The organism is Micromonospora sp. C51 (genome assembly GCF_018070435.1).
GTDB classification, from domain to species: domain Bacteria; phylum Actinomycetota; class Actinomycetes; order Mycobacteriales; family Micromonosporaceae; genus Micromonospora; species Micromonospora sediminimaris.
Genome location: NZ_JAGPXQ010000053.1, coordinates 1 through 20,057 on the forward strand (window position 1 = coordinate 1; position 20,057 = coordinate 20,057).

The 20,057-nt window shown below is 71.2% G+C and carries 18 protein-coding genes, 1 tRNA gene and 2 pseudogenes; 12 read left to right on the forward strand and 9 right to left on the reverse strand.

Going from position 1 to position 20,057, the window contains the following annotated elements:
* Positions 1–89 precede the first annotated feature (89 nt).
* The 4 genes from thrC to argS are packed head-to-tail and all read right to left on the reverse strand — an operon-like array spanning position 90 to position 5,602.
* A complete protein-coding gene (thrC, locus tag KBX50_RS29430) occupies positions 90–1,139 on the reverse strand; it encodes a threonine synthase (RefSeq protein WP_093405528.1) in 1,050 nt (349 codons plus the stop codon).
* 35 nt (positions 1,140–1,174) lie between these two features.
* Positions 1,175–2,497, reverse strand: coding sequence for a homoserine dehydrogenase (locus KBX50_RS29435; RefSeq protein WP_093405384.1), 1,323 nt, complete (start codon positions 2,495–2,497; stop codon positions 1,175–1,177).
* Complete coding sequence (gene lysA / locus KBX50_RS29440) at positions 2,494–3,879, reverse strand: diaminopimelate decarboxylase (RefSeq protein WP_210941126.1); 1,386 nt, start codon at positions 3,877–3,879, stop codon at positions 2,494–2,496. The genes KBX50_RS29435 and lysA overlap by 4 nt, the downstream gene beginning before the upstream one ends.
* Positions 3,880–3,937: 58 nt before the next feature.
* Positions 3,938–5,602, reverse strand: a complete 1,665-nt coding sequence (argS, locus tag KBX50_RS29445) for an arginine--tRNA ligase (protein WP_210941127.1) — start codon at positions 5,600–5,602, stop codon at positions 3,938–3,940.
* A gap of 100 nt (positions 5,603–5,702) precedes the next feature.
* Between argS and KBX50_RS29450 the strand changes: the two genes are divergently transcribed.
* The 7 genes from KBX50_RS29450 to KBX50_RS29480 all read left to right on the forward strand — a co-directional run bounded on the left by KBX50_RS29450 (position 5,703) and on the right by KBX50_RS29480 (position 10,967).
* The gene (locus KBX50_RS29450) at positions 5,703–6,521 is read left to right on the forward strand and encodes a DUF3105 domain-containing protein (protein WP_210941128.1); all 819 of its coding nucleotides are present in this window, start codon (positions 5,703–5,705) and stop codon (positions 6,519–6,521) included.
* A 1-nt stretch (position 6,522) separates the two neighbouring features.
* On the forward strand, positions 6,523–7,176 hold the full coding sequence (locus KBX50_RS29455; protein ID WP_210941129.1) for a DUF305 domain-containing protein: 654 nt from the start codon (positions 6,523–6,525) through the stop codon (positions 7,174–7,176).
* A 171-nt stretch (positions 7,177–7,347) separates the two neighbouring features.
* Positions 7,348–8,040, forward strand: coding sequence for a winged helix-turn-helix domain-containing protein (locus tag KBX50_RS29460; protein ID WP_210941130.1), 693 nt, complete (start codon positions 7,348–7,350; stop codon positions 8,038–8,040).
* Positions 8,041–8,099: 59 nt separating this feature from the next.
* Positions 8,100–8,171, forward strand: a tRNA-Arg gene (locus KBX50_RS29465).
* Between the two features lie 334 nt (positions 8,172–8,505).
* The gene (locus KBX50_RS29470; protein ID WP_210941131.1) at positions 8,506–9,039 is read left to right on the forward strand and encodes a SigE family RNA polymerase sigma factor; all 534 of its coding nucleotides are present in this window, start codon (positions 8,506–8,508) and stop codon (positions 9,037–9,039) included.
* The gene (locus tag KBX50_RS29475; RefSeq protein WP_210941132.1) at positions 9,026–10,195 is read left to right on the forward strand and encodes a hypothetical protein; all 1,170 of its coding nucleotides are present in this window, start codon (positions 9,026–9,028) and stop codon (positions 10,193–10,195) included. The genes KBX50_RS29470 and KBX50_RS29475 overlap by 14 nt, the downstream gene beginning before the upstream one ends.
* 178 nt (positions 10,196–10,373) lie before the next feature.
* Complete coding sequence (locus tag KBX50_RS29480) at positions 10,374–10,967, forward strand: DoxX family membrane protein (protein WP_210941133.1); 594 nt, start codon at positions 10,374–10,376, stop codon at positions 10,965–10,967.
* 79 nt (positions 10,968–11,046) lie between these two features.
* On the opposite strand, the gene KBX50_RS29485 is transcribed toward KBX50_RS29480, so the two are convergent.
* Entirely contained in the window at positions 11,047–11,580 is a 534-nt protein-coding gene (locus KBX50_RS29485; RefSeq protein ID WP_210941134.1) for a carboxymuconolactone decarboxylase family protein, read from the reverse strand.
* 134 nt (positions 11,581–11,714) lie between these two features.
* Between KBX50_RS29485 and sigJ the strand changes: the two genes are divergently transcribed.
* Entirely contained in the window at positions 11,715–12,635 is a 921-nt protein-coding gene (sigJ, locus tag KBX50_RS29490) for an RNA polymerase sigma factor SigJ (protein ID WP_247674658.1), read from the forward strand.
* 29 nt (positions 12,636–12,664) lie between these two features.
* On the opposite strand, the gene KBX50_RS29495 is transcribed toward sigJ, so the two are convergent.
* Together KBX50_RS29495 and KBX50_RS29500 are read right to left on the reverse strand one after the other, a co-directional pair.
* The gene (locus KBX50_RS29495; protein ID WP_210941135.1) at positions 12,665–13,627 is read right to left on the reverse strand and encodes a DNA polymerase domain-containing protein; all 963 of its coding nucleotides are present in this window, start codon (positions 13,625–13,627) and stop codon (positions 12,665–12,667) included.
* A gap of 125 nt (positions 13,628–13,752) precedes the next feature.
* Positions 13,753–14,523 (reverse strand): isocitrate lyase/phosphoenolpyruvate mutase family protein, encoded by a 771-nt coding sequence (locus KBX50_RS29500; RefSeq protein ID WP_210941136.1) that lies wholly within the window; start codon positions 14,521–14,523, stop codon positions 13,753–13,755.
* 126 nt (positions 14,524–14,649) lie between these two features.
* Here KBX50_RS29500 and KBX50_RS29505 point away from each other — a divergent pair, with 126 nt between their 5' ends.
* The 3 genes and pseudogenes from KBX50_RS29505 to KBX50_RS33890 form a co-directional block, all read left to right on the forward strand.
* Positions 14,650–15,201 carry a TetR/AcrR family transcriptional regulator gene (locus KBX50_RS29505; RefSeq protein ID WP_210941137.1) on the forward strand — a complete coding sequence of 184 codons (552 nt, stop codon included), beginning with the start codon at positions 14,650–14,652 and terminating at the stop codon, positions 15,199–15,201.
* A 36-nt stretch (positions 15,202–15,237) separates the two neighbouring features.
* Positions 15,238–16,243, forward strand: a pseudogene (locus tag KBX50_RS33885) (MMPL family transporter); the annotation flags it as partial.
* A 113-nt stretch (positions 16,244–16,356) separates the two neighbouring features.
* A pseudogene (locus KBX50_RS33890) lies at positions 16,357–17,490 on the forward strand (MMPL family transporter); the annotation flags it as partial.
* A 58-nt stretch (positions 17,491–17,548) separates the two neighbouring features.
* On the opposite strand, the gene KBX50_RS29515 reads toward KBX50_RS33890, so the two are convergent.
* A complete protein-coding gene (locus KBX50_RS29515; RefSeq protein WP_210941139.1) occupies positions 17,549–18,805 on the reverse strand; it encodes an erythromycin esterase family protein in 1,257 nt (418 codons plus the stop codon).
* Between the two features lie 85 nt (positions 18,806–18,890).
* On the opposite strand from KBX50_RS29515, the gene KBX50_RS29520 reads away from it, so the two are divergent.
* Complete coding sequence (locus KBX50_RS29520; RefSeq protein WP_093405351.1) at positions 18,891–19,082, forward strand: DUF2795 domain-containing protein; 192 nt, start codon at positions 18,891–18,893, stop codon at positions 19,080–19,082.
* Positions 19,083–19,086: 4 nt separating this feature from the next.
* Here KBX50_RS29520 and erm read toward each other — a convergent pair whose 3' ends face one another.
* A complete protein-coding gene (gene erm / locus KBX50_RS29525) occupies positions 19,087–19,884 on the reverse strand; it encodes an ErmE/ErmH/ErmO/ErmR family 23S rRNA (adenine(2058)-N(6))-methyltransferase (RefSeq protein ID WP_210941140.1) in 798 nt (265 codons plus the stop codon).
* Positions 19,885–20,057 lie beyond the last annotated feature (173 nt).

Here is a 20,057-nt window from a genome sequence, read left to right on the forward strand (position 1 = left end):
TTTTGGGTTTCGTCCGTCCTGTCGGGCGCCACACCTGCATGATCGGCGGGTGCTCGGGGGCGGGGGGCGAGGGCGGGGGCGGGGGGGGTTCAGGCGAGGTCGAGGGAGCGGGCGGCGACTAGGGGGTCGTTGGCGATGGTGACGGGAGCGGGAGCGGTGGAGATGGCCCACTCCGGATCCTTCAGACCGTGCCCGGTGACCGTGCAGACCACCGTGCCCCCGGCCGGCACCCGGCCGGCGGCGGCCTGCTGGAGCAGACCGGCGACGCTGGCCGCGCTGCCCAGTTCCACGAAGACACCGACCTCCCGGGCCAGCAGCCGGTACGCGGACAGGATCTCCCGATCGGTGACCGCCGCGATCAGGCCGCCGGAGGTGTCCCGCGCGTCCAGGGCCTTCGTCCAACTCGCGGGGTTGCCGATCCGGATGGCGGTGGCGATGGTGGACGGCTCGGCCACCACCTGCCCGGTCACGATCGGCGCCGCACCGGCCGCCTGGAAGCCGTACATCTTCGGTCGCCGACTGGCGTTGCCGGCGTCATGGTCCTCCGTGTAGCCCATCCAGTACGCGGAGATGTTGCCGGCGTTACCCACCGGCAGGCAGTGGATGTCGGGTGCGTCGCCGAGCGCCTCGACGATCTCGAAGGCAGCCGTCTTCTGACCGTGCAGCCGGTCGATGTTGACCGAGTTGACCAGGGCCACCGGATAGTCCTGGGCGAGCTTGGCGGCCAGCGCCAGACAGTCGTCGAAGTTGCCGTTGACCTGGAGCAGCTTGGCGCCGTGCACGAGCGCCTGAGCCAGCTTGCCCAGCGCGATCTTGCCCTGCGGCACGAGGACGGCGCAGGTCATCCCGGCCCGGGCCGCGTACGCGGCGGCGGAGGCACTGGTGTTGCCGGTGGAGGCGCAGATGATCGCCTTGTTACCGGCCTCGACCGCCTTGGAGACGGCCATCGTCATGCCCCGGTCCTTGAAGGAGCCGGTGGGGTTGGCGCCCTCCACCTTGAGGTACACGTCGCAGCCGAGCCGGGCGGAGAGCACCGGCGCCGGCAACAGCGGCGTGTTCCCCTCGTGCAGGGTAACCACCGGCGTGGCATCGGTGACCGGCAGCCGGTCCCGGTAGGCGTCGATCAGGCCACGCCACATCTCGCTCTCCTCGCCTCTGCGATTGATCCGGCCGCTCACAACCCGCCCTCGACCCGCAGCACGCTCGCCACCGAACGGACGATGTCCAGTCCACGCAGTTGCTGGACGGTCGCGGCGAGCGCCGCGTCCGGGGCGACGTGGGTCACGATGACCAGTACGGCGTCACCGGCCGCGCCGGCGGCACCGGCGGCCGGCCCCTGCCGGACGGTGGCGATCGAGACGTCGTGCCGGGCGAACACCCCGGCCACCGACTCCAGCACACCGGGCCGGTCAGCCACGTCGAGGCTGATGTGGTAGCGGGTAAGCGCCTCCCCCATCGGCCGTACCGGCAGGTCGGCGTAGGCGGACTCGCTTGCCGCGCGGACCCCGGCGAGCCGGTTGCGGGCCACCGCCACCACATCCCCGAGCACCGCGCTGGCGGTCGGTGCCCCACCGGCACCCCGTCCGTAGAACATCAACTGCCCGGCCGCCTCCGCCTCCACGAAGACCGCGTTGAACGCGTCGCCCACGCTGGCCAGGGGATGCGTCACCGGGATCATCGCCGGGTGCACCCGGACACTGACCGCCTCCCGGCCCTGCCCGTCCGCACCCCGCGCGGCGATACAGAGCAGCTTGATCGTGCAGCCCATCGCCTTGGCGCTGGCCACATCCGCGGCGGTGACCTCGGTGATGCCCTCGCGATGCACGTCGGCGGCGGCGACCCGGCTGTGGAAGGCGAGCGAGGCGAGGATGGCCGCCTTGGCGGCGGCATCGAAGCCCTCCACGTCGGCGGTCGGATCGGCCTCGGCGTAGCCCAGCTCGGTCGCCTCTTCCAACGCTTCGGCGAACCCGGCGCCGGTGGCGTGCATCGCGGAGAGGATGAAGTTGGTGGTGCCGTTGACGATGCCGGTGACTCGGGTGATGCGGTCGCCGTGCAGCGACTCACGCAGCGGGCGCAGCAGCGGGATGGCGCCGGCGACGGACGCCTCGTAGTAGAGGTCACCGCCCCCCTCAGCCGCCGCGTCGTGCAGGGTGCCGCCGTCCTCGGCGAGCAGCGCCTTGTTGGCGGTGACCACGCTCTTGCCGGCCCGCAACGCCTCCACCAGCCAGCCGCGCGCCGGCTCGATGCCGCCGACCACCTCGACCACCACGTCGACGTCGTCCCGCTTGATCAGCCCGAGCGCGTCGGTGGTGAACAGGGCCGGGTCCACCGGCAGGTCGCCGCGGTCCCGTCCGATCCGGCGTACGGCGATGCCGGCGATCTCCAACGGAGCACCGACGCGGGCGGCGAGGTCCGCCGACTGCTCGTGCAGCAGCCGGATCACCTCGGCACCGACGGTGCCGCAGCCGAGCAGGGCGAGGCGTACAGGTGACGTCATCCCACATCCAAAGCGAGCAGGTCCTCTTCGGTCTCCGGTCGAACGATCAGCCGGGCCCGGCCGTTGCGAACCGCGACCACGCCGGGGCGGGGTACGTGGTTGTAGTTGCTGGCCATGCTGCGGCAGTACGCGCCCGTGCCGGGCACCGCGACAAGATCTCCGGGCTGCACGTCGGCGGGCAGGAATTCATCCTTCACCACGATGTCCCCGGACTCACAGTGCTTTCCCACCACGCGGGCGAGCATCGGGCCGGCGACGCTCCCCCGGGAGGCCAGAGTCGCCGAGTACGACGCGTCGTACAGGGCGGTCCGGATGTTGTCGCTCATCCCGCCGTCGACGCTGACGTACGTCCGGATGCCATCGACATCCTTGACCGTACCCACCTCGTAGAGGGTGAACACGGCCGGGCCCACGATCGCCCGGCCCGGCTCGATGGACAGGTGCGGTGTGACCAGCCGCTCCGCCGCACACTCCGAGTCCACGATCTTGCGTAGCCGCTTGGCCAGGTCGTGGGGGGCCGCGGGATCGTCCTGCGAGGTGTACGCGATACCGAAACCGCCACCGAGGTCCAGTTCGGGCAGTTCGACGCCGCGGGCGTCGCGGATCTGCGCCTGAAGGGCCAGCACCCGCCGGGCGGAGACCTCGAAGCCGCTGGTGTCGAAGATCTGTGAGCCGATGTGCGAGTGCAGGCCGCGCAGCTCCAGCACACCCTCGTCGAGCACGCGCAGCGCCGCGCTCAGGGCCGCCCCACCCGCGAGCGAGAAGCCGAACTTCTGGTCCTCATGGGCGGTGGCGATGAACTCGTGGGTGTGCGCCTCCACCCCGACGGTGACCCGGATCAGCACCCGGGGCCGTACGCCGCGTTCGCGGGCCAGCGCGGTGAGCCGATCGATCTCGTGGAACGAGTCGACGATGATCCTGCCCACCCCGACATCGAGGGCCCGGGTCAGCTCGGCCACCGACTTGTTGTTCCCGTGGAAACCGATCCGCTCGGGCGGCATCCCACCGGCCAGCGCCACGGCCAGTTCCCCGCCGCTGCACACGTCGAGGAACATGCCTTCCTCGGCGATCATCCGGACCACCGCCCGGCAGAGGAAGGCCTTGCCGGCGTAGTAGATGTCCTCGTCCGGGAAGGCCGCCTGGAAGTCCCGGCAGCGCGAGCGGAGGTCGTCCTCGTCGAGCACGTACACCGGGGTGCCGAACTCGGCGGCGATGTCGCGTACGCCCAGGCCCGCGACGGTGAGCGCGCCGTCGGTGCGGCGCGTCACGTTGCGGGGCCACAGCTGCGGCACCAGGGCGTTGACGTCGTCCGGCGTACGCAGCCAGGCCGGCCCTCGGTTGCCGATGTCGCCGTGCAGCGCGCCTGCCTCATGAGCCCGCATCAGTGCCTCCCTGGGTTCGCGACTGCGGGGCTCGCCAGCTCACTCCTCGCGCGCACGGCTACATCCGCTCCGGCGCCGAGACGCCGAGCAGGCGCAGCCCGTTGGCGATGACCACCCGGGTCGCGTCGTTGAGCCAGAGCCGGGCCCGGTGCAGGTCGGTGACGGCCTCGTCGCCCCGGGGCAGGATCCGGCAGTTGTCGTAGAACCGGTGGTACGCCCCGGCCAGGTCCTCCAGGAAGCGGGCCACCCGGTGCGGCTCCCGCAGCTCGGCGGCGGCGGCCACCACGGCGGGGAACTCGGCCAGCGCCTTGAGCAGTTCGTTCTCCTTCTCGTGGTCGAGCAGCTCGGGCCGGAACGACGCCGCGTCGCCCCGGGTGAGGCCGACCTCGGCGGCGTTGCGGCCGACGCTGGCCGTACGGGCCGCCACGTACTGCACGTAGTAGACGGGGTTGTCCCGGGTGGCCCGGGTCCACAGCTCGATGTCGATGTCGATCGGCGAGTCGCTGGAGTACCGGGCCAGCGCGTAGCGGGAGGCGTCCACTCCGATCGCGTCGACCAGATCCTCAAGGGTCACCACGGTGCCGGCCCGCTTGCTCATCCGTACCGGCGCGCCGTCGCGGACCAGGTTCACCAGCTGGCCGATGAGGATCTCCAGCGTCTGCTCGGGGTCGTCACCGAAGCAGGCCGCCATCGCCTTCATCCGGCCGACGTAGCCGTGGTGGTCCGCCCCGAGCATGATCACGACGCGGTCGAAGCCACGCTCCCGCTTGTCGAGGTAGTAGGCGCAGTCGGCGGCGAAGTAGGTCCACTCACCGTTGGACTTGCGCAGCACCCGGTCCTTGTCGTCGCCGAAGTCGGTGGTGCGCAGCCAGGTGGCGCCCTCGGAGTCGAAGAGGTGGCCCTGCTCGCGCAGCCGGGCCAGGGCGTGCTCCAGCTCGCCCCGATCGTGCAGATCCTTCTCGTTGAAGTAGGTGTCGAACTCGACCCCGAAGTCCCGCAGCGAGGACTTGATCTCCGTGAACATCAACGCGACGCCCTCGACCCGGAAGACCTCCTGGGCAGCGGCGTCGTCCAGGCTCAGCACGTCGGGCCGCCGGGCGGTGACCTGCTCGGCGATCTCCGCGAGGTACGCCCCGCCGTAGCCGTCCTCCGGCGCCGGCTCGTTCCGGGCGGCGGCGAGCAGCGAGCGGGCGAAGCGGTCGATCTGCGAGCCGGCGTCGTTGAAGTAGTACTCGGTGCCGACGTCGGCGCCGGTGGCCCGCAGCAGCCGGCTCAACGCGTCGCCGACCGCCGCCCAGCGGACGCCACCGATGTGCACCGGACCGGTCGGGTTGGCCGAGACGAACTCCAGGTTGATCTTCAAGCCGGCGAGTCGGTCGCTTCGGCCGTACTCCTCGCCCGCCTCGACGATCGAGCGGGCGAGCTGTCCCGCGGCGGCGGCGTCGAGCCGGATGTTGAGGAATCCCGGGCCGGCGATCTCGACCGATTTGATCCCCGACGTACTGGCCAACTCGGCGGCCAGCGCGGCGGCCAGCTCCCGGGGCGGCAGCCCGACCTTCTTACTCAGCTGAAGCGCCAGAGTGGCAGCGTAGTCGCCGTGCTCGGGATTGCGCGGCCGCTCGACCGTGGTGTGCTCCGGCAGTGCGGAGCGGTCCAGCTCTCGGTCGGCGAAGACGGCGTGAGCGGCGGCGAGGACGGCTTCGGCGAGTTCTGCAGGAGTCACCGAACCATGTTATCGGGGGTAGACTCGGTCCCCGCGGCGGCGACCCAGCATCCGAACCCGGCCCGCCAGAGCCCCTGACCGACCGACCTGACGAGGCACGATGAGTATCAGCACCCCGGGCGGCCCGGAACGCCGCCCGACCGTGGTCAGCACCGGCAAGAAGCCGGCGGCGGGACGGCCGGCCGCCGGCGCCAAGGCGACCGGCGCCAAGGCTGGCCCCAACAAGTCCGGATCGGCCCAGCGCGCGGGGGGCGGCAAGGGGCCGCGTAAGCCGATCACCCCGGTGAAGGTGAGTCAGGGCCGGTCGTGGGGGCCGATCGCGCTCTTCGTCGCCGTCGGCGTGCTCGCCACGTCGATCATCGGGTTCGGCGCCTGGGCGACCTTCAAGGGCAGCCAGTCCTGGGAGGACAAGGCGGCCGACATCGCAGGCATCGTCAACTACCGCGAGACCGACCCGGACAGCCTCACCTACGAGTCGCACCAGTCCGGCAAGATCGAATACAAGTACAGCCCGCCGGTCGGCGGCGCGCACAACAACGCCTGGCAGCGGTGCCTCGGTGACGTCTACGACGCGCCGATCGCGTCCGAGCACGCGGTGCACAGCATGGAGCACGGCTCGGTCTGGCTCACCTACCGCCCGGACCTGCCCGCCGCCGACGTCGAGAAGCTGGCCAGCGTGATCCGGGGCAACGACTTCATGCTGATGAGCCCGTACGAGGGGCTGGACTCCGCCGTGTCGCTCCAGGCGTGGGGCTACCAGCTCAAGGTCGACAGCGCCGACGACCCGCGGATCAAGGAGTTCGCCACCACGCTGGCGCAGAACGCCTCGATCGAGCCGGGCGTGCCCTGCTCCTCCGGCAACTACACCACCGGCACCGGCACCGAGCCGCGCGAGTTGGCTCCGCCGACGGGTGGCTGACATGCCCAGCGCGATCCAGGAGGCACCTCCGACGGAACGCAACGGCACCGAACTCCGCCGGCCGTCCCGGACGCTGCGCTACCTGACCCTGGTCATGGCGGCGGTGCTGCTGCTCGGCATCGGGTGGACGGCCGCGACCCTGGTGTCGGACCGGGCCCCGGGCGAGGATTCGGCCGAGGCCGGCTTTGCCCGGGACATGTCCCGTCACCACGCCCAGGCGGTGGAGATGGCGATGATCGCGTACGCGAAGGCGCAGAACCCGGCGATCCGGCAGATGGGCTACGACATGGCCCTGACCCAGCAGGCTCAGATCGGGCACATGCAGCGCTGGTTGCAGGAGTGGGAGTTGCTGCCCACCGGCTCGCGACCGGCCATGGAGTGGATGCCCGACGCCGTGCCGCTGAGCCAGGACGGGCTGATGCCCGGCATGGCGACCCGCGAGGAGATCACCCAGCTGCACGAGGCCCAGGGCGTCGAGGTCGACCGCCTCTTCATCAAGCTGATGATCAATCATCACCTCGGTGGGGTCCACATGGCCGACGGCCTGTTGCAGGTCTCCGACCGCGCCGAGGTGGTCCGGATGGCCGAGGCCATGAAGCAGACGCAGCAGAAAGAGATCAACGAGCTGCGCCGGATGGAGCCTGCCGGCGGTTGATCCGCTCGTACCCGAAGCAACCCTCGCCGCCCCGCTCGACTGTTCGAGCGGGGCGGCGACGCGTAGGCAGCCGAGTGCCATCGGGATCGTCTCCTCCGCCCCACCTTGGGGCTATAAGACCGATTTTCCCTCTAGGGGTTACTTGGAGCGAAGTGCACTCGTTGTCCGGACGTGGGGGTTGCACTCAGAGACGCGCGGCGTTCGGTCACCAGCTGGTGCCGACGCCACACCATCGGCGGTGACGGAGCGGTGGCAGCCGTCCGTCGCGGACAGCGGCAGGGTGAGCCGGGAACACTCAGCCGCGAACAGGAGCTGGAACTGATCGACGCCCTTCGGGGCGGATACCCCGACGCGTTCGGCCTGGACGAGGAGCTGTGGACCCGCCAGAGCCTGCACGCCCTCATCGAGCAGCAGTTCGACCTGACGCTGGACGTGGGGGTCGTCGGGGCGTACCTGCGGGCCTGGGGGTTGGGTCCGCGCGAGCCCCGCGAGCGGGCCTGCGGGCTCTGCGTCGGGGCGGTCGAGCGGTGGGTACGCAGCGAGTACCCGGCGATCACCCGGGCGGCCCAGGAACACCTGGCCGAGGTGTACTGGGTGGGTCGGGTCCGGCTGCGGGGCACCATGCCGGCGGCCGACGTCATCTCGGCGGTCTCCTCACGGGGGCGGGTCCGGTTCATGGTCACCACCCCGTCGGTCGACCCGCCGCTCCCCCGGGAGTTCGTGCACCGGCTCAGCGGTGCCGAGCGGCGGACCGTGCACCTGATCGTGGACGGCTCGTGGGCCCGCAACGAGTGGCCGCGCCGGCTCCCCCGGCGCATCGTGCCGCACCCGCTGCCCAGTTGCGGACGCGCGCTCGCCGCCTGACGCGCCGATACCGATTCGGCGATCGGGTGAGGCGTTTGCTAGTCTTCTCCAGTCGCTGAGCCCCCGTAGCTCAGGGGATAGAGCACCGCCCTCCGGAGGCGGGGGCGCAGGTTCGAATCCTGCCGGGGGCACGAGCTTTGGCGCTCCATGTCCGCTGAAAGGCGCGGACCTGGGGCGCTCGTCATTTGTCCTGGGGCCCGAGCCCCAGACGCCACGGCGGCGGACGCCGGCACCGTCGAATCCTGCCGGCTTCCTCCCGGCCCGAGCCCCGAACCCTACGGCGGCGGACGCCGGCACCGTGGGAGCGTTCCGGCTTTTCCTCCCGGCCCGAGCCCCGAACCCCACCCGGCGGTCGCGGGCAGCGTCTGATCGCGTGGTTTCCCCTGGTCTGAGTCCCATACCTCTCGTCGTGCAACTTCTCGGGTCGCGGCCACCGTTCTACCTCCGTCAGAGGGAGGCAGCCGGTTGAGAGCCGCAGACGAGCAAGCGTTCCGAGAATTCGTCAACGCCCAGATGGGAGCACTGCGCAAGCTGGCCTATGTGACCTGCGGGGACTGGCACATGGCCGAGGATGCCGTCGCCAACGCGCTGGTCAAGCTCTATCCACGTTGGCGGAAGCTGGACCGACCGGACCTGTACGTCAAGACCATGGTCTACCGGGCCGCCATCGACGAGCAGCGGAGACCCTGGCGTCGGGAACGCTCGTCCAGCGATGCCATGCCGGACGTGGCGACGGGGGACCAGAACGGCGTCACCGACGAGCGGTTGCGGATAAAGGCGGCGCTGGACGCGGTGCCGGCCCGCCAGCGGGCGGCCGTGATCCTGCGTCACTACCTGGGCCTGTCCTTGGAGGACACCGCCGCTGTCCTGGGCTGCAACGTCGGTACCGCGAAGAGCCAGACCTCGCGCGGGCTCGCCAAGCTACGGGAACTGCTGGCGACAGATCGGATCAGACTCACCGGGGATCGGATGGAGGAATGGGAAAGTGCAGTTGCGTGAGGTCGTGGACGTGGTGACGGCGGACGAGCCGCCGCTGTCGCACAGCACCGAGGAAATCATCAGGGCCGGACGGAAGGCCGAGCGTCGACGCCGGGCCGGGTTCGCATCGGCCGGCGCGGCCGGGCTGGTCGCTGTGGTGGTGGCCGGCGTGTCCGCGCTGCCGCTGGTCACCTCCGGACAGGCGAGCGAGGTGGCACCCGGGACCGGCGAGAGCATCGCCGCTCCGGCCGCCCCGAACGTGCTGGCCGAGTGGCCGGACGCCCCGCCGTTCAGCTTCACCTTCACGGCGTTCGACGCCGGCAAGCTGCGCGTACAGGATCCGATCGTGGCGTCCACGGCCTACCAGATCGCGCGGGTGTACGTCGATGGCATGGTCACCAACGACCGGGCCGTCACCGACCTGGAAGTTGAGCGATACTCGGAGAAGCGGAAGACCGCTGAAGGGGCGTCCGAGAAGCGTGTTTCCGCCTACCTGACGCTCTACCGGCCGGGCGCGTTCGACCCGTCCGGCACCGAGGGCGGCACCAGCAGCACAGTGGCCGGGCGGGACACGGTCCAGTGGACCTTCACCAGCCCGGCCGGCCGGCAGCTCGCCTGGGAGTACGCCGACGACGCGTGGGCGGTCGTCACCGCGTACACGCACGAGGCCACCCCCACTTTCGAAGAGCTGTCGGCGCTGGCCACCGCCATGAAGCCGAGCCCGCCCGAGACGGCCACGCTGCCGTTCACGGTGGGCCACGTGCCCTCCGGCTATACCCCGGTGGAACTGGGCACCCGCGCCACCTCCGGCGTCAACGGCGTCGCCGAAGCTCGTGACGGAAACTACGGCGGCGCGGTCTACACGAAGCCGGCCCTGGCCACGACGGGGCTGGCCGCCCCCTGGGGTTCCGATGGAGCAAACATCCCGGGAAGCTTCACCATCTTCGTCACCCCGAGCACCAACTCAAACCAGCAGGCCGAAGCCGGTCGAACGCGGTGCCTGCAGAACGACTCGACGTTCTGCAACGTGTGGAGCGCCGACGGCAAGGTGCAGGTGCAGGTCAGCTCCGAGCACCTCTCGGTGGCGGAGACGACCAGGATCGCGGAGTCGGTGACGCTGGCCGACGTCCAGGACCAGGACACCTGGATCCCGGCGGCAGAGGCACTGGTGCCGTAGACCCCGAGGGCAGCGGGGCGCCGTGTTCCCGACCGGGAGCACGGCGCCCGGCCCGCGCGCCGACGGGCCTGCCGAGGTCGGGACCTTGGTCCCACCGGCTTCGGGTGTTCCGGCCCGCGCGCGCCGACCCGCACCGGGGCGAGAGTGGTCACGTAAGAAGCTGACCACGGAGGCAACGATGACCATCCACCACGGCACCCACCGATCGATCGAGCGCCCGCTCGAGCACGCCGAACTGCCCGGCGCCATGCTGACCGTCACCGCCGCCCGGGCCCTTGCCGTGCTGCGGATCTCCACCGGCCTCGTCTTCCTCTGGGCCTTCCTCGACAAGACCTTCGGCCTCGGCTACGCCACCCCGGCCGAGCGGGCCTGGATCAACGGCGGATCGCCGACCAAGGGTTTCCTCGCCAACGTCGAGGTGGGCCCGTTGCAGTCGGTGGCCCACTCGATCGCCGGAACGTGGTGGGCGAACACCCTCTTCATGGTCGGCCTGGCCGCGATCGGCCTCGCCCTGATCGTCGGCGTCGGCCTGCGGGTGGCGGCCGCCTCGGGCACCCTGATGATGGCGCTGATGTGGCTGGCCGAATTCCCGCTGGCCCGGTTCACCACCGGTGGCGACCCGACCGGCTCCACCAACCCGGTGGTCGACTACCACCTGATCTACGCCGTGGTCCTGGTCGCCCTGGCCGCCGCGTACGCCGGGCACACCTGGGGTCTGGGCCGGCTCTGGGCCCGCCTGCCCTTCGTGCAGCGTCACCGCTGGATGCTCTGACGCCAACGCGGCGCGGGGCCGGACCGTCACCACGGTCCGGCCCCGCGCTGTCGGCGGACATCATCGACACGAGACAGGTTCAGGTGCGGTAGTTCTGTCCCAACGGCCTGCCAGGGATCGGCTTTGCGATCGCGGCGACCGGGATGAAGAAGCAGATCTGGGCGATCGCCAGGGTGAGCGTCCACAACGCCAGGTCGTCGTAGTGGGCGGACGCCCGCGCGAACAGGTCGTCGGTGACCCGTTCCCCGGACGCTTTCCCCATGAGGACCGACTCCACGAGTTCCAGCGCCACCCGCTCCGGCGGGGTGAAGTAGGGCGCATCCCGCCAGGACACGACGGCGGCGATGCGCTCCTCGGTCTCCCCAGCCTCGCGCAGGAGACCGGACTGGCGCACGGTGTGATACGTACTGCCGGCGATCTGGCCCGCGCGCAACTGGACGAGTCCGACGGTGGCCGGCGGAATCGCACCGTTCAGTGTGGCCTTCGCCAAGGCACCGGCGAGCGCTGTCAGTTCGGGAAAGAGCGTCGTAGGGTCGGGCAGACGCGACGTGAGGCCGTCCTGCTCGGCCGTCGTGGATGTGGGCATGTTGAGCCGTCCCTTCCTGATCACCACACGGTGGCTTGTTGATCGTTCAGTGGTCCGACGACGTCGTGGCCGAAAATGTCAGGCGGCTCAACCTCACAGTCCGCCGCCGTGTCTCGTCGGAAGGCCAGGACGGTCTCCGAACGACGGGAAGGCAGGACGTCATGGGCAACGACGAGACGCCAGGAGGCGGCCTGAACGCGATCATGAGCGAACGCCGTCAACTGCTCAATCTGGCGTACCGCCTGCTCGGCTCGGTGACCGACGCCGAGGATGCCGTTCAGGAGACCTATGCCCGCTGGTACGCGATGGCGCCACAGCAGCGGGAAGCCATCGAGGTGCCCGGTGCCTGGCTGACCACCGTCGCCAGCCGCGTCTGCCTCGACCTGCTCGGCTCGGCGCGGATGAGACGGGAGCGCTACGTCGGCGAATGGGTTCCCGAGCCACTGCCCGAACGGGTCGAGTGGATCAGCGAACAGCCGGACGACGCCGGCATCGACCCGGCTGATCGGGTCACCCTCGACGAGTCGATCAATATGGCCTTCCTCGTCGTGCTCGAATCGATGACACCGGCCGAGCGGGTGGCGCTCATCCTGCACGACGTGTTCCGCTACTCCTTCACCGAAGTGGCCGAGATCGTCGGTCGTACCCCGGCGGCCTGCCGGCAACTCGCCTCGTCGGCCCGCCGCCGGGTACGCGCCACACAGCTTCGGGCGACGTCAGCGACCCACCAGGCCAGGGTGGTCAGGGATTTCAAGAGGGCCTGGGCAGCCAAGGACATCGACGCCCTGATCGGTCTCCTCGATCCACACGCCACGGTGGTCGCCGACGGCGGCGGTCTGGTCAGTACCGTGCCGCATCCCGTCGAGGGCGGTGATCGGATCGCGCGCACCGCCATCGACATCACCACCCGGGTACCGGACATCTCTTTCCTCGAGCGCACGGTCAACGGCAGGCCGGGCCTGGTGGCACAGCAGGACGGCAACGTCGTCGCGGTACTGGCGTTCCTCGTCACGGAGGGTCGGATCACCCGGATCTGGTCGGTACGCAACCCGGAGAAACTCCGGCTCTGGACGACCAACTGATCCCGGTGACGGCGACCGGGGTGCGGTCCTCAGTTGGTGGCGGCGCGTCGGGCGCGGGCCCGGCGGCGGCCCTCGTGCATGGCCTGCACCCTCGGCACCGGGATGGCCCGGCCCTCCTCGATCAGCTCGCCGGGGAGCCGCTGGGGTGCCGGCATCAACTCGCTCCACGGATCCCGCTCCGCCACCAGCGCCGGGACCGTCCGGACGGTGAAGTCCGCCGCGGTGACGGACTCCAGGTCCGGCCAGGGCACCGGGAAGGAGACCGGCACGCCGGGACGCAGCCGGGGGCTGTACACCGACACGACGGTCGCGCCGCCGGTGCGAGTGGGATCGACGAAGACCTTGCCACCCCGGTCCTCGCGGATGAACGCGGTGGTCGCCAGCGCCGGATCCAGGCGCTCCGCCCGAGCCGCGAGAGCCCGGGTGGCCGCGGCCAGTTCCTCGGCGTCGGGTCCGGGTTCGACCGGGACGAAGACGTGCACCCCCTTGGCGCCGCTGGTCTTGACCGCACCCGCCAGCCCGGCGTCGGCGAGAGCCTGCCGGACCAGCAGCGCGGCCGCCACCGCGGCCCCGAACCCACCGGTCTCCGGCGGATCGAGGTCCAGCACCAGGTGGGTGGGACGGCTCAGGTCGTCGGCCACGGCCAGGGTGGGGTGGTACTCGACCGCCCGCTGGTTGGCGAACCAGAGCAGGGTCCGGCGGTCGTCGCAGAGCGCGTACGCGATCTCCCGGCGGGACGCCTCGGCCCAGATCGACACCCGACGCACCCAGTCCGGGGTGTAGCGGGGCAGGTTCTTCTGCATGAATGGCGGCTGTCCCGGGCGCACCCGGACCACCGACAGCGGACGGCCACGCAACTGCGGGACGAGTCGGTCCGCCACCGCGTCGAGATAGTCGACCAGGTCACGCTTGCTCTCTCCCGACCCGTCGAACAACGGCTGGTCGAGATTGGTCAGCGCGACCCCGTCCCGGTCGTCGTCAGCCCCGCTCATCCGATCACCATCCCGGCCGGACGCCCGGCGGTCAACCGGAACGGCGCGCCTGATCCGTCCGCAGTCAGCTCGACAGTGTCAGCGGAGCTCACCTGCGGGCGACCGCCTGGCGGGCCAGCCACCGCTCAGGCGAGGGGATCTCCGGCGGCGACGGCGGCGAGCAGGCGGGTGGTGTGGGCGCGGGTCGCCGCGTACAGGCCGGAGCCGTAGCTGATCCGGGCCACCCCCAGAGCGGCCAGTTCCGATCGCTCCGGCGCAACGGGTCGGGCCAGTACGTTTACCGGTGCCGCCACGGCCTGCACGAAATCCCGCAGTTGCGTCAGGTCGGCCAGCAGGATCGGGTAGACGCAGTCCGCCCCGGCCGCCAGGTACCGGCGCGCCCGGCGGATCGCCTCGGTGAGCCGGTCGGCCGCTTCACCGCCGGGCCGTAGGAAGACGTCCACCCGGGCGTTCACCACCACCGCGACCCCGGCGTCGTCCGCCGCCGCCCGCACGCCGGCCAGCAGGTCGGCCTGTTCCTCGACGTCGACCACGGCGCCGGTACGCGGATCCGAATCCTCCAGGTTGAGCCCGACCGCCCCGCTGTCGAGCAGCCGGGAGACCAGTTCGGCCGGGCGCAGACCGTAGCCCCGCTCCAGGTCGGCGGTGACCGGCACGGCGACCGCGCGGGCGATCCGGGTCACGGCCGCGAACATCTCCCCCGGCGGGATGCGCTCGCCGTCGGCGTACCCGAGCGACTCGGCGACGGCGGCGCTGCCGGTGGCCACCGCCGGAAAGCCGGCGTCGACGACCGCCCGGGCCGAACCGGCGTCCCAGGCGTTGGGGAGCACCAGCGGGTCGCCGGGTCGGTGCAGGGCACGAAGCGCGACCGCCCGGGCCGCCGTCGAGTCGGTCACGATCTGATTCTCGGCCCGGCGCGACGCCCGTCCGGAGAGCCAATTCGGCACCGTTGGCTGTGGGGAACGCCACTGATCTGACCGATCGGTCAGCCTCTGACCGATCGGTCAGGCATGCTGAGAGTCATGGCCCGCACCACCCCGCAGACCCACGGCGAGATCCTGGCAGCCGCGGCGAGACGTTTCGCCGCCACCGGCTACCGGGGCACGTCGTTGCAGGACATCGCCACCGAGGTGGGCTGTTCCAAGGCGGCGGTGCTGTACCACTTCGCCAACAAGGAGGCGATCCTCACCGCGCTGATGGCGCCCGCGATCGAGGTGCTGCGGTCGCTCGACGACCGGATCGCGGCCCAGCCCGGGCCGGCCGCCGCCCAGCGGGTCGCCGCCGAAGGCTTCGTCGATCTCGCGGTCCGGTTCCGCAGCGAGATCGCCCTGCTCCGGGGCGAATTCCCGGAACTGCTGCAACAGCCCGTCTTCGCGCACATCCAGCAGATCTCCGAACGGCTCATCGATGCGCTCGCCGGGCAGTCCGAGCGGGCCTCCGCCCGGATCACCGCGCTGGTGCTGCTCGCCGGCATCGCCGAGACCTGCGGTCAGTTCGCCGACGTGCCCGACCAGGACCTGGGCGAGGCGCTGCTGGCCCTGCTGCGGCGGGCGCTTGAACCACCCGTCCACTGACTCGTCCCACCATCCACGACCGAGGGAAAGGACCTCATGGCGACCCTGCTCTACCGGCTAGGCCGGGGATCGATGCGTCGGCGGCGACTCGTCGCCGCGATCTGGCTCGTCGTACTCGTCGGGCTCGGCCTGGCAGCAGCGACCCTGCGCGGCCCGACGGCCAGCAACTTCACCATGCCCGGAACCGAGTCGCAACGCGCGCTCGACCTGCTCGACGAGCAGTTCCCGGCGGCGGCCGGCGCCACCGGCACCATCGCGGTCAAGGCACCGGCCCCGGGGCAGCTCGGCACCCCCGAGGGCCAGGCGGCGATCCGGTCGATCACCGAGGAGGCCACGACGGTCCCGGGGGTGCTCGCCGCCATCGACCCGTTCCAGGTCGGCTCGGTCTCACCCGACGGCCAGTACGCGCTGATCCAGGTGCAGTTCAACGACGGCGCCGACCAGATCACCGATGAACAGCGGGAGGCGTACGAGGAACTCGGTACCCGGGCCGAGGCCCAGGGCTGGCAGGTGGCGCCCGGCGGTGAGGTGCTCAACACCGAGCCCGAGGTCGGCTCCACCGAGGCGATCGGCGTCGCGGTGGCCCTCGTCGTCCTGGTGGTCACCTTCGGCTCGCTGGTGGCCGCGGGCATGACCATGCTCAACGCGCTGATCGGCGTCGGCGTCGGCATGGCCGGTCTCTTCGCACTCAGCAGCGTGGTCGAACTGACCAGCACCGCGCCCATCCTCGCGTTGATGCTCGGCCTGGCCGTCGGCATCGACTACTCGCTCTTCATCACCTCGCGGTATCGACAGAACCTGCTCGACGGCATGCCGGCGGACGAGGCGATCGGCCGGGCGGTCGGCACCGCCGGCTCGGCGGTGACCTTCGCCGGAGCCACTGTCGTCATCGCCCTGGCCGGTCTCGCGGTGGTGAACATCCCGTTCCTGACCGTGATGGGTCTGGCCGCCGCCGGCACGGTCACCGTCGCGGTGCTGGTGGCGATCACCCTGCAACCGGCGCTGCTCGGTTTCGCTGGACGCCGGGTGCTGCCCCGCCGGTTGCGCTCGTCGGTGCCGGTGGCCCTGACCGCCGATGACCTCCCGGACGACGCCGCCCGCCGCAGCGACGTGACCACCCACCGCGCGGCACCGGAGACCGCCACCAACGGCAGCGAGGACACGTCTGCGTTCGGCTTCCGTTGGGCCCGACTGATCACCCGGCTCCGGATCCCGGTGATCGTCGTCGGCCTGCTCGGCCTGGGGCTGCTCGCGCTACCCGCACCGGACATGCGCCTGGCGCTGCCCGACGCCGGTACCGCTCCGGTCGGCTCCGCCGCCAGGGTCTCCAACGACCTGATCACGGAGGGCTTCGGCCCGGGCTTCACCGGCCGTCTCGCAGTGGTTGTCGCCGGCGACGACGCCGCCGCAACCGCCGCAGCCGTGCCACAGGTCACCGCCTTGGTCCAGCGCACCGACAACGTGCTCGCCGTGGCCCCGCCGCAGCTCAGCCCGGACGGCCGGACCGCGCTGCTCGGGGTGATCCCGCAGACCGGCCCGACCGACCCGGCCACCGAGACGATGGTGCACGACATCCGCGCCGCCGTCGGCGGCATTCAGGGCGCCGACGTACTGCTGACCGGGGTGACCGCCATCGGCATCGACATCTCGGAGAAACTCTCCGACGCGTTGCCGATCTATCTGGCGCTGGTGGTCGGCCTGTCGATCCTGCTGCTGATGCTGGTGTTCCGCTCGGTGCTGGTGCCGGTCAAGGCGGCGCTGGGTTTCCTGCTCACCGTCGCCGCCACCTTCGGCATCACGGTCGCGGTCTTCCAGCAGGGCCACCTCGCCGACCTGGTGGGCCTGGACACTCCCGGCCCGCTGATCAGCTTCCTACCGATCCTGCTGATCGGCATCCTGTTCGGCCTGGCCATGGACTACGAGGTGTTCCTGGTCTCCCGGATGCGGGAGGACTTCGTCCACGGTGACACCGCCCAGCAGGCCACCATCAACGGGATGGGGCACGGCGCACGGGTGGTCACCGCCGCCGCCCTGATCATGACCTCGGTCTTCGGCGGCTTCATCTTCCTCGACGACCCGGTGATCAAGTCGATGGGCTTCGCGCTCGCCATCGGCGTGGCCATCGACGCCTTCGTGGTCCGGATGACCATCGTGCCGGCGGTGATGTCACTGCTCGGCAAGGTGGCCTGGTGGCTGCCCCGCTGGCTGGACCGGGCGCTGCCGAACGTGGACATCGAGGGCGAGAAGCTGCGCGCCAAGCTCGACGACAAGGTCGGCGCCGGCGCCTGACCGCACGGCGACACGGCCCTCCACCCAACGTCGGGTGGAGGGCCGTGTCGGCACCGGCTCAGACGCCGGCCGGGTAGGTCTCCATCTCGCCCGGAGCGGCCAGGGCCGGCAACGGATGCAACGCGGTGGTCTCGTCGCACCAGATGAAGGCGTCGTAGCGCTCCCCGAGCCGGGTCGGCACGTAGTTGCCCCACGACTCGAACGACGGGTCGTACACCACCCCGATCGCCCGGTGGTCGAGCATGTCGGTGACCCAACCCGGCTGGTCCGGCCCACCGAAGACCAGCACCGCCCGCTCCGGCATCAACTCGTGCAGCCGGTGCTCCAGCGAACCGGGCCGAGCCGGCGGCACCACCATCGCCTCCGCCGGCGATCCCCAGCGCGGCGCGGCGATCACCGTGCCCCGCCAACTGCCGAAACCGATCAACGCCACCTGGTCCGCGCCGTGGCGTTCCCGCGCCAACTGGCCGATGTTCACCATCCCGTCGGCAGCCATGTCGGTCGCCCGCGCGTCACCGACGTGCGTGTTGTGCGCCCACACGACGCCCCGGGCACCCGGACCGTAGCGGTCGAGCAACCGGTCCAGGGTGTCGGTCATGTGGATGTCCCGGACGTTCCACGAACCGGGCCCGCCGGCCACCATCTCCCGGTAGTAGCGTTCCGCGCCGGCCACCACCTCCGCGTTCTGCCAGGCCGAGAAGGCACCCGGGCCGTCGGTGGCGGCGTGTTCGCGGGTACGGGCCAGCAGCCGGATCACCTCCTGCTCGCACCGGGCGGAGACGAACCGGCTGGCCGCGCCGTACTCCTCGACCCGCTTGCCGTACGGCTCGAAGCACCGGTACGCGTCCTGGGCGGCCTCCAACGACGCCGGCTCCTCCTCGCCGAGGTAGTCGAAGATCGCCTGCATCGACTCCCAGAGGCTGTAGACGTCGAGACCGTGGAAGCCGACCCGGGCCGCCTCGGCCCGCTCCATGTTCCAGGCCCGCAGCCAACGACAGAAACGGGCCACCTCGGCGTTGGCCCACATCCACGTCGGCCACCGCTCGAAGCCCTCCAGTGCGGTCTGCGGCTCGGCCACCCCGCCGGGGGCGCCGGTCACCGAACGGTGCACCCGGTCGCAGTCCGGCCAGTCACCTTCCACCGCCACGAAGGAGAAGCCGCACTCGGCGACCAGCCGCCGGGTCAACTGCTCCCGGATGCGGTAGTAGTCGTAGCTGCCGTGCGTCGCCTCCCCGATCATCACCACCCGCGCGTCCCGGACACGCTCCAGCAACGGATCGAGGTCGCTCGGCGCACCGAGCCGCTGTACCAGCATGCCTGCGGCTACCCGGCACCCCGACGGGCAAACGCAGCGGCCCGCCGGGGGTGTGCCGGGGCACTGCGCGGGTAGATCGGACAGCATGACCGACAGTGGTGCCGCCCTGCACGAATACCTCGCCGGGTTGGACTATCCCGTCTCCCGCGAGGACCTGATCCGCTGGTGCCAGGAGAACGGCGCGAGCACCGAGCAGTTGCAGGCCGTACGGGCGCTCCCGGTGGACCAGTTCAGCTCGCCCACCGAGTTGACCGAGGCGCTGGGCACGTTGCCCTGACGGCTCAGCGGGCGTGCAGCAGGCGGTACAGCACCAGCCACTGCTCCGGCCAGACCTGCCCGACCGGAAGATCCGGGTCGAGCCGGCTGGCGCGCAACGCCGCCGTCAGCCGGGCCCGCGGATGCTCGCGGGCCAGCGAGGCCGCGAGCGAGCCGCCGACCCCGCCGAACCCCAGCTCGACCATCCGCCGGTACGCAGGCAGCGCCCGCGGCGGCAGCAACGGCTGCGTCCGGCGTGCGATGCGCAGGATGCCCGCGTCGACCCGGGGCACCGGGCGGAACGCGGTCCGCGGCACCCGCCCGGCGAACCGCCAGTCGAACTCCGGCCAGCTCAGCACCGTCAGCCGGCTCCATCGGCCGTAGTCACCGGCCCGCCGCCGGGCGTACTCCAGCTGGGTGAGCAGGGTGGCCGTGCGCAGCATCGGGGCGGCCAGGCACCACCGCACCACGGCTGCGGTCAGCGACCACGGGATGTTGCCGACCACGGCGAACTCCTCCACGGGTGCCGCGACGGCGAGGAAGTCCGCCTGGCGACAGGTGACGTTCGGCAAGGTCGCGCAGACCCGGGCCAGTTCCGTTCCGGCGACGGGATCCACCTCGTACGCCGTCAGTCGGCCGCAGCGCATGGCCAGCGGGCGGGTCAGCTGACCCCGCCCGGCGCCCACCTCTAGCACCAGACCGTGCGGGTCGGGGCGGGCGGCGTCGACGAACCGCGCGACGGCGGCCGGGTCGGCGAGGAAATTCTGGGAGAGTACGCGACGGGACCGGTCGCGTCCGGTCGTGCGGGTGCGGCGGGGCGCCATGGCGTCGTCCTTGTCTGTCGCCGGATGGCGACGAGAGCGGACAGGCGACCGTCGACGGGGCCTGTCCGAGCGATCGGGACTCGGACGGCCCTGGTGAGATGGCGCGGGAGAACGGCACCGCGATGCGGGACGGTGCCGGAGACGTACGCGGGAGAGGCGTCAGTCGCGGGTCG

What these genes read in the sequence shown, in the direction of transcription:
- thrC (WP_093405528.1), bottom strand. Translation starts at nt 1,139, where the DNA reads ATGTGGCGTGGCCTGATCGACGCCTACCGGGACCGGCTGCCGGTCACC.
- KBX50_RS29435 (WP_093405384.1), bottom strand. Translation starts at nt 2,497, where the DNA reads ATGACGTCACCTGTACGCCTCGCCCTGCTCGGCTGCGGCACCGTCGGT.
- lysA (WP_210941126.1), bottom strand. Translation starts at nt 3,879, where the DNA reads ATGCGGGCTCATGAGGCAGGCGCGCTGCACGGCGACATCGGCAACCGA.
- KBX50_RS29450 (WP_210941128.1), top strand. Translation starts at nt 5,703, where the DNA reads ATGAGTATCAGCACCCCGGGCGGCCCGGAACGCCGCCCGACCGTGGTC.
- KBX50_RS29455 (WP_210941129.1), top strand. Translation starts at nt 6,523, where the DNA reads ATGCCCAGCGCGATCCAGGAGGCACCTCCGACGGAACGCAACGGCACC.
- KBX50_RS29480 (WP_210941133.1), top strand. Translation starts at nt 10,374, where the DNA reads ATGACCATCCACCACGGCACCCACCGATCGATCGAGCGCCCGCTCGAG.
- sigJ (WP_247674658.1), top strand. Translation starts at nt 11,715, where the DNA reads ATGGGCAACGACGAGACGCCAGGAGGCGGCCTGAACGCGATCATGAGC.
- KBX50_RS29495 (WP_210941135.1), bottom strand. Translation starts at nt 13,627, where the DNA reads ATGAGCGGGGCTGACGACGACCGGGACGGGGTCGCGCTGACCAATCTC.
- KBX50_RS29505 (WP_210941137.1), top strand. Translation starts at nt 14,650, where the DNA reads ATGGCCCGCACCACCCCGCAGACCCACGGCGAGATCCTGGCAGCCGCG.
- KBX50_RS29515 (WP_210941139.1), bottom strand. Translation starts at nt 18,805, where the DNA reads ATGCTGGTACAGCGGCTCGGTGCGCCGAGCGACCTCGATCCGTTGCTG.
- KBX50_RS29520 (WP_093405351.1), top strand. Translation starts at nt 18,891, where the DNA reads ATGACCGACAGTGGTGCCGCCCTGCACGAATACCTCGCCGGGTTGGAC.
- erm (WP_210941140.1), bottom strand. Translation starts at nt 19,884, where the DNA reads ATGGCGCCCCGCCGCACCCGCACGACCGGACGCGACCGGTCCCGTCGC.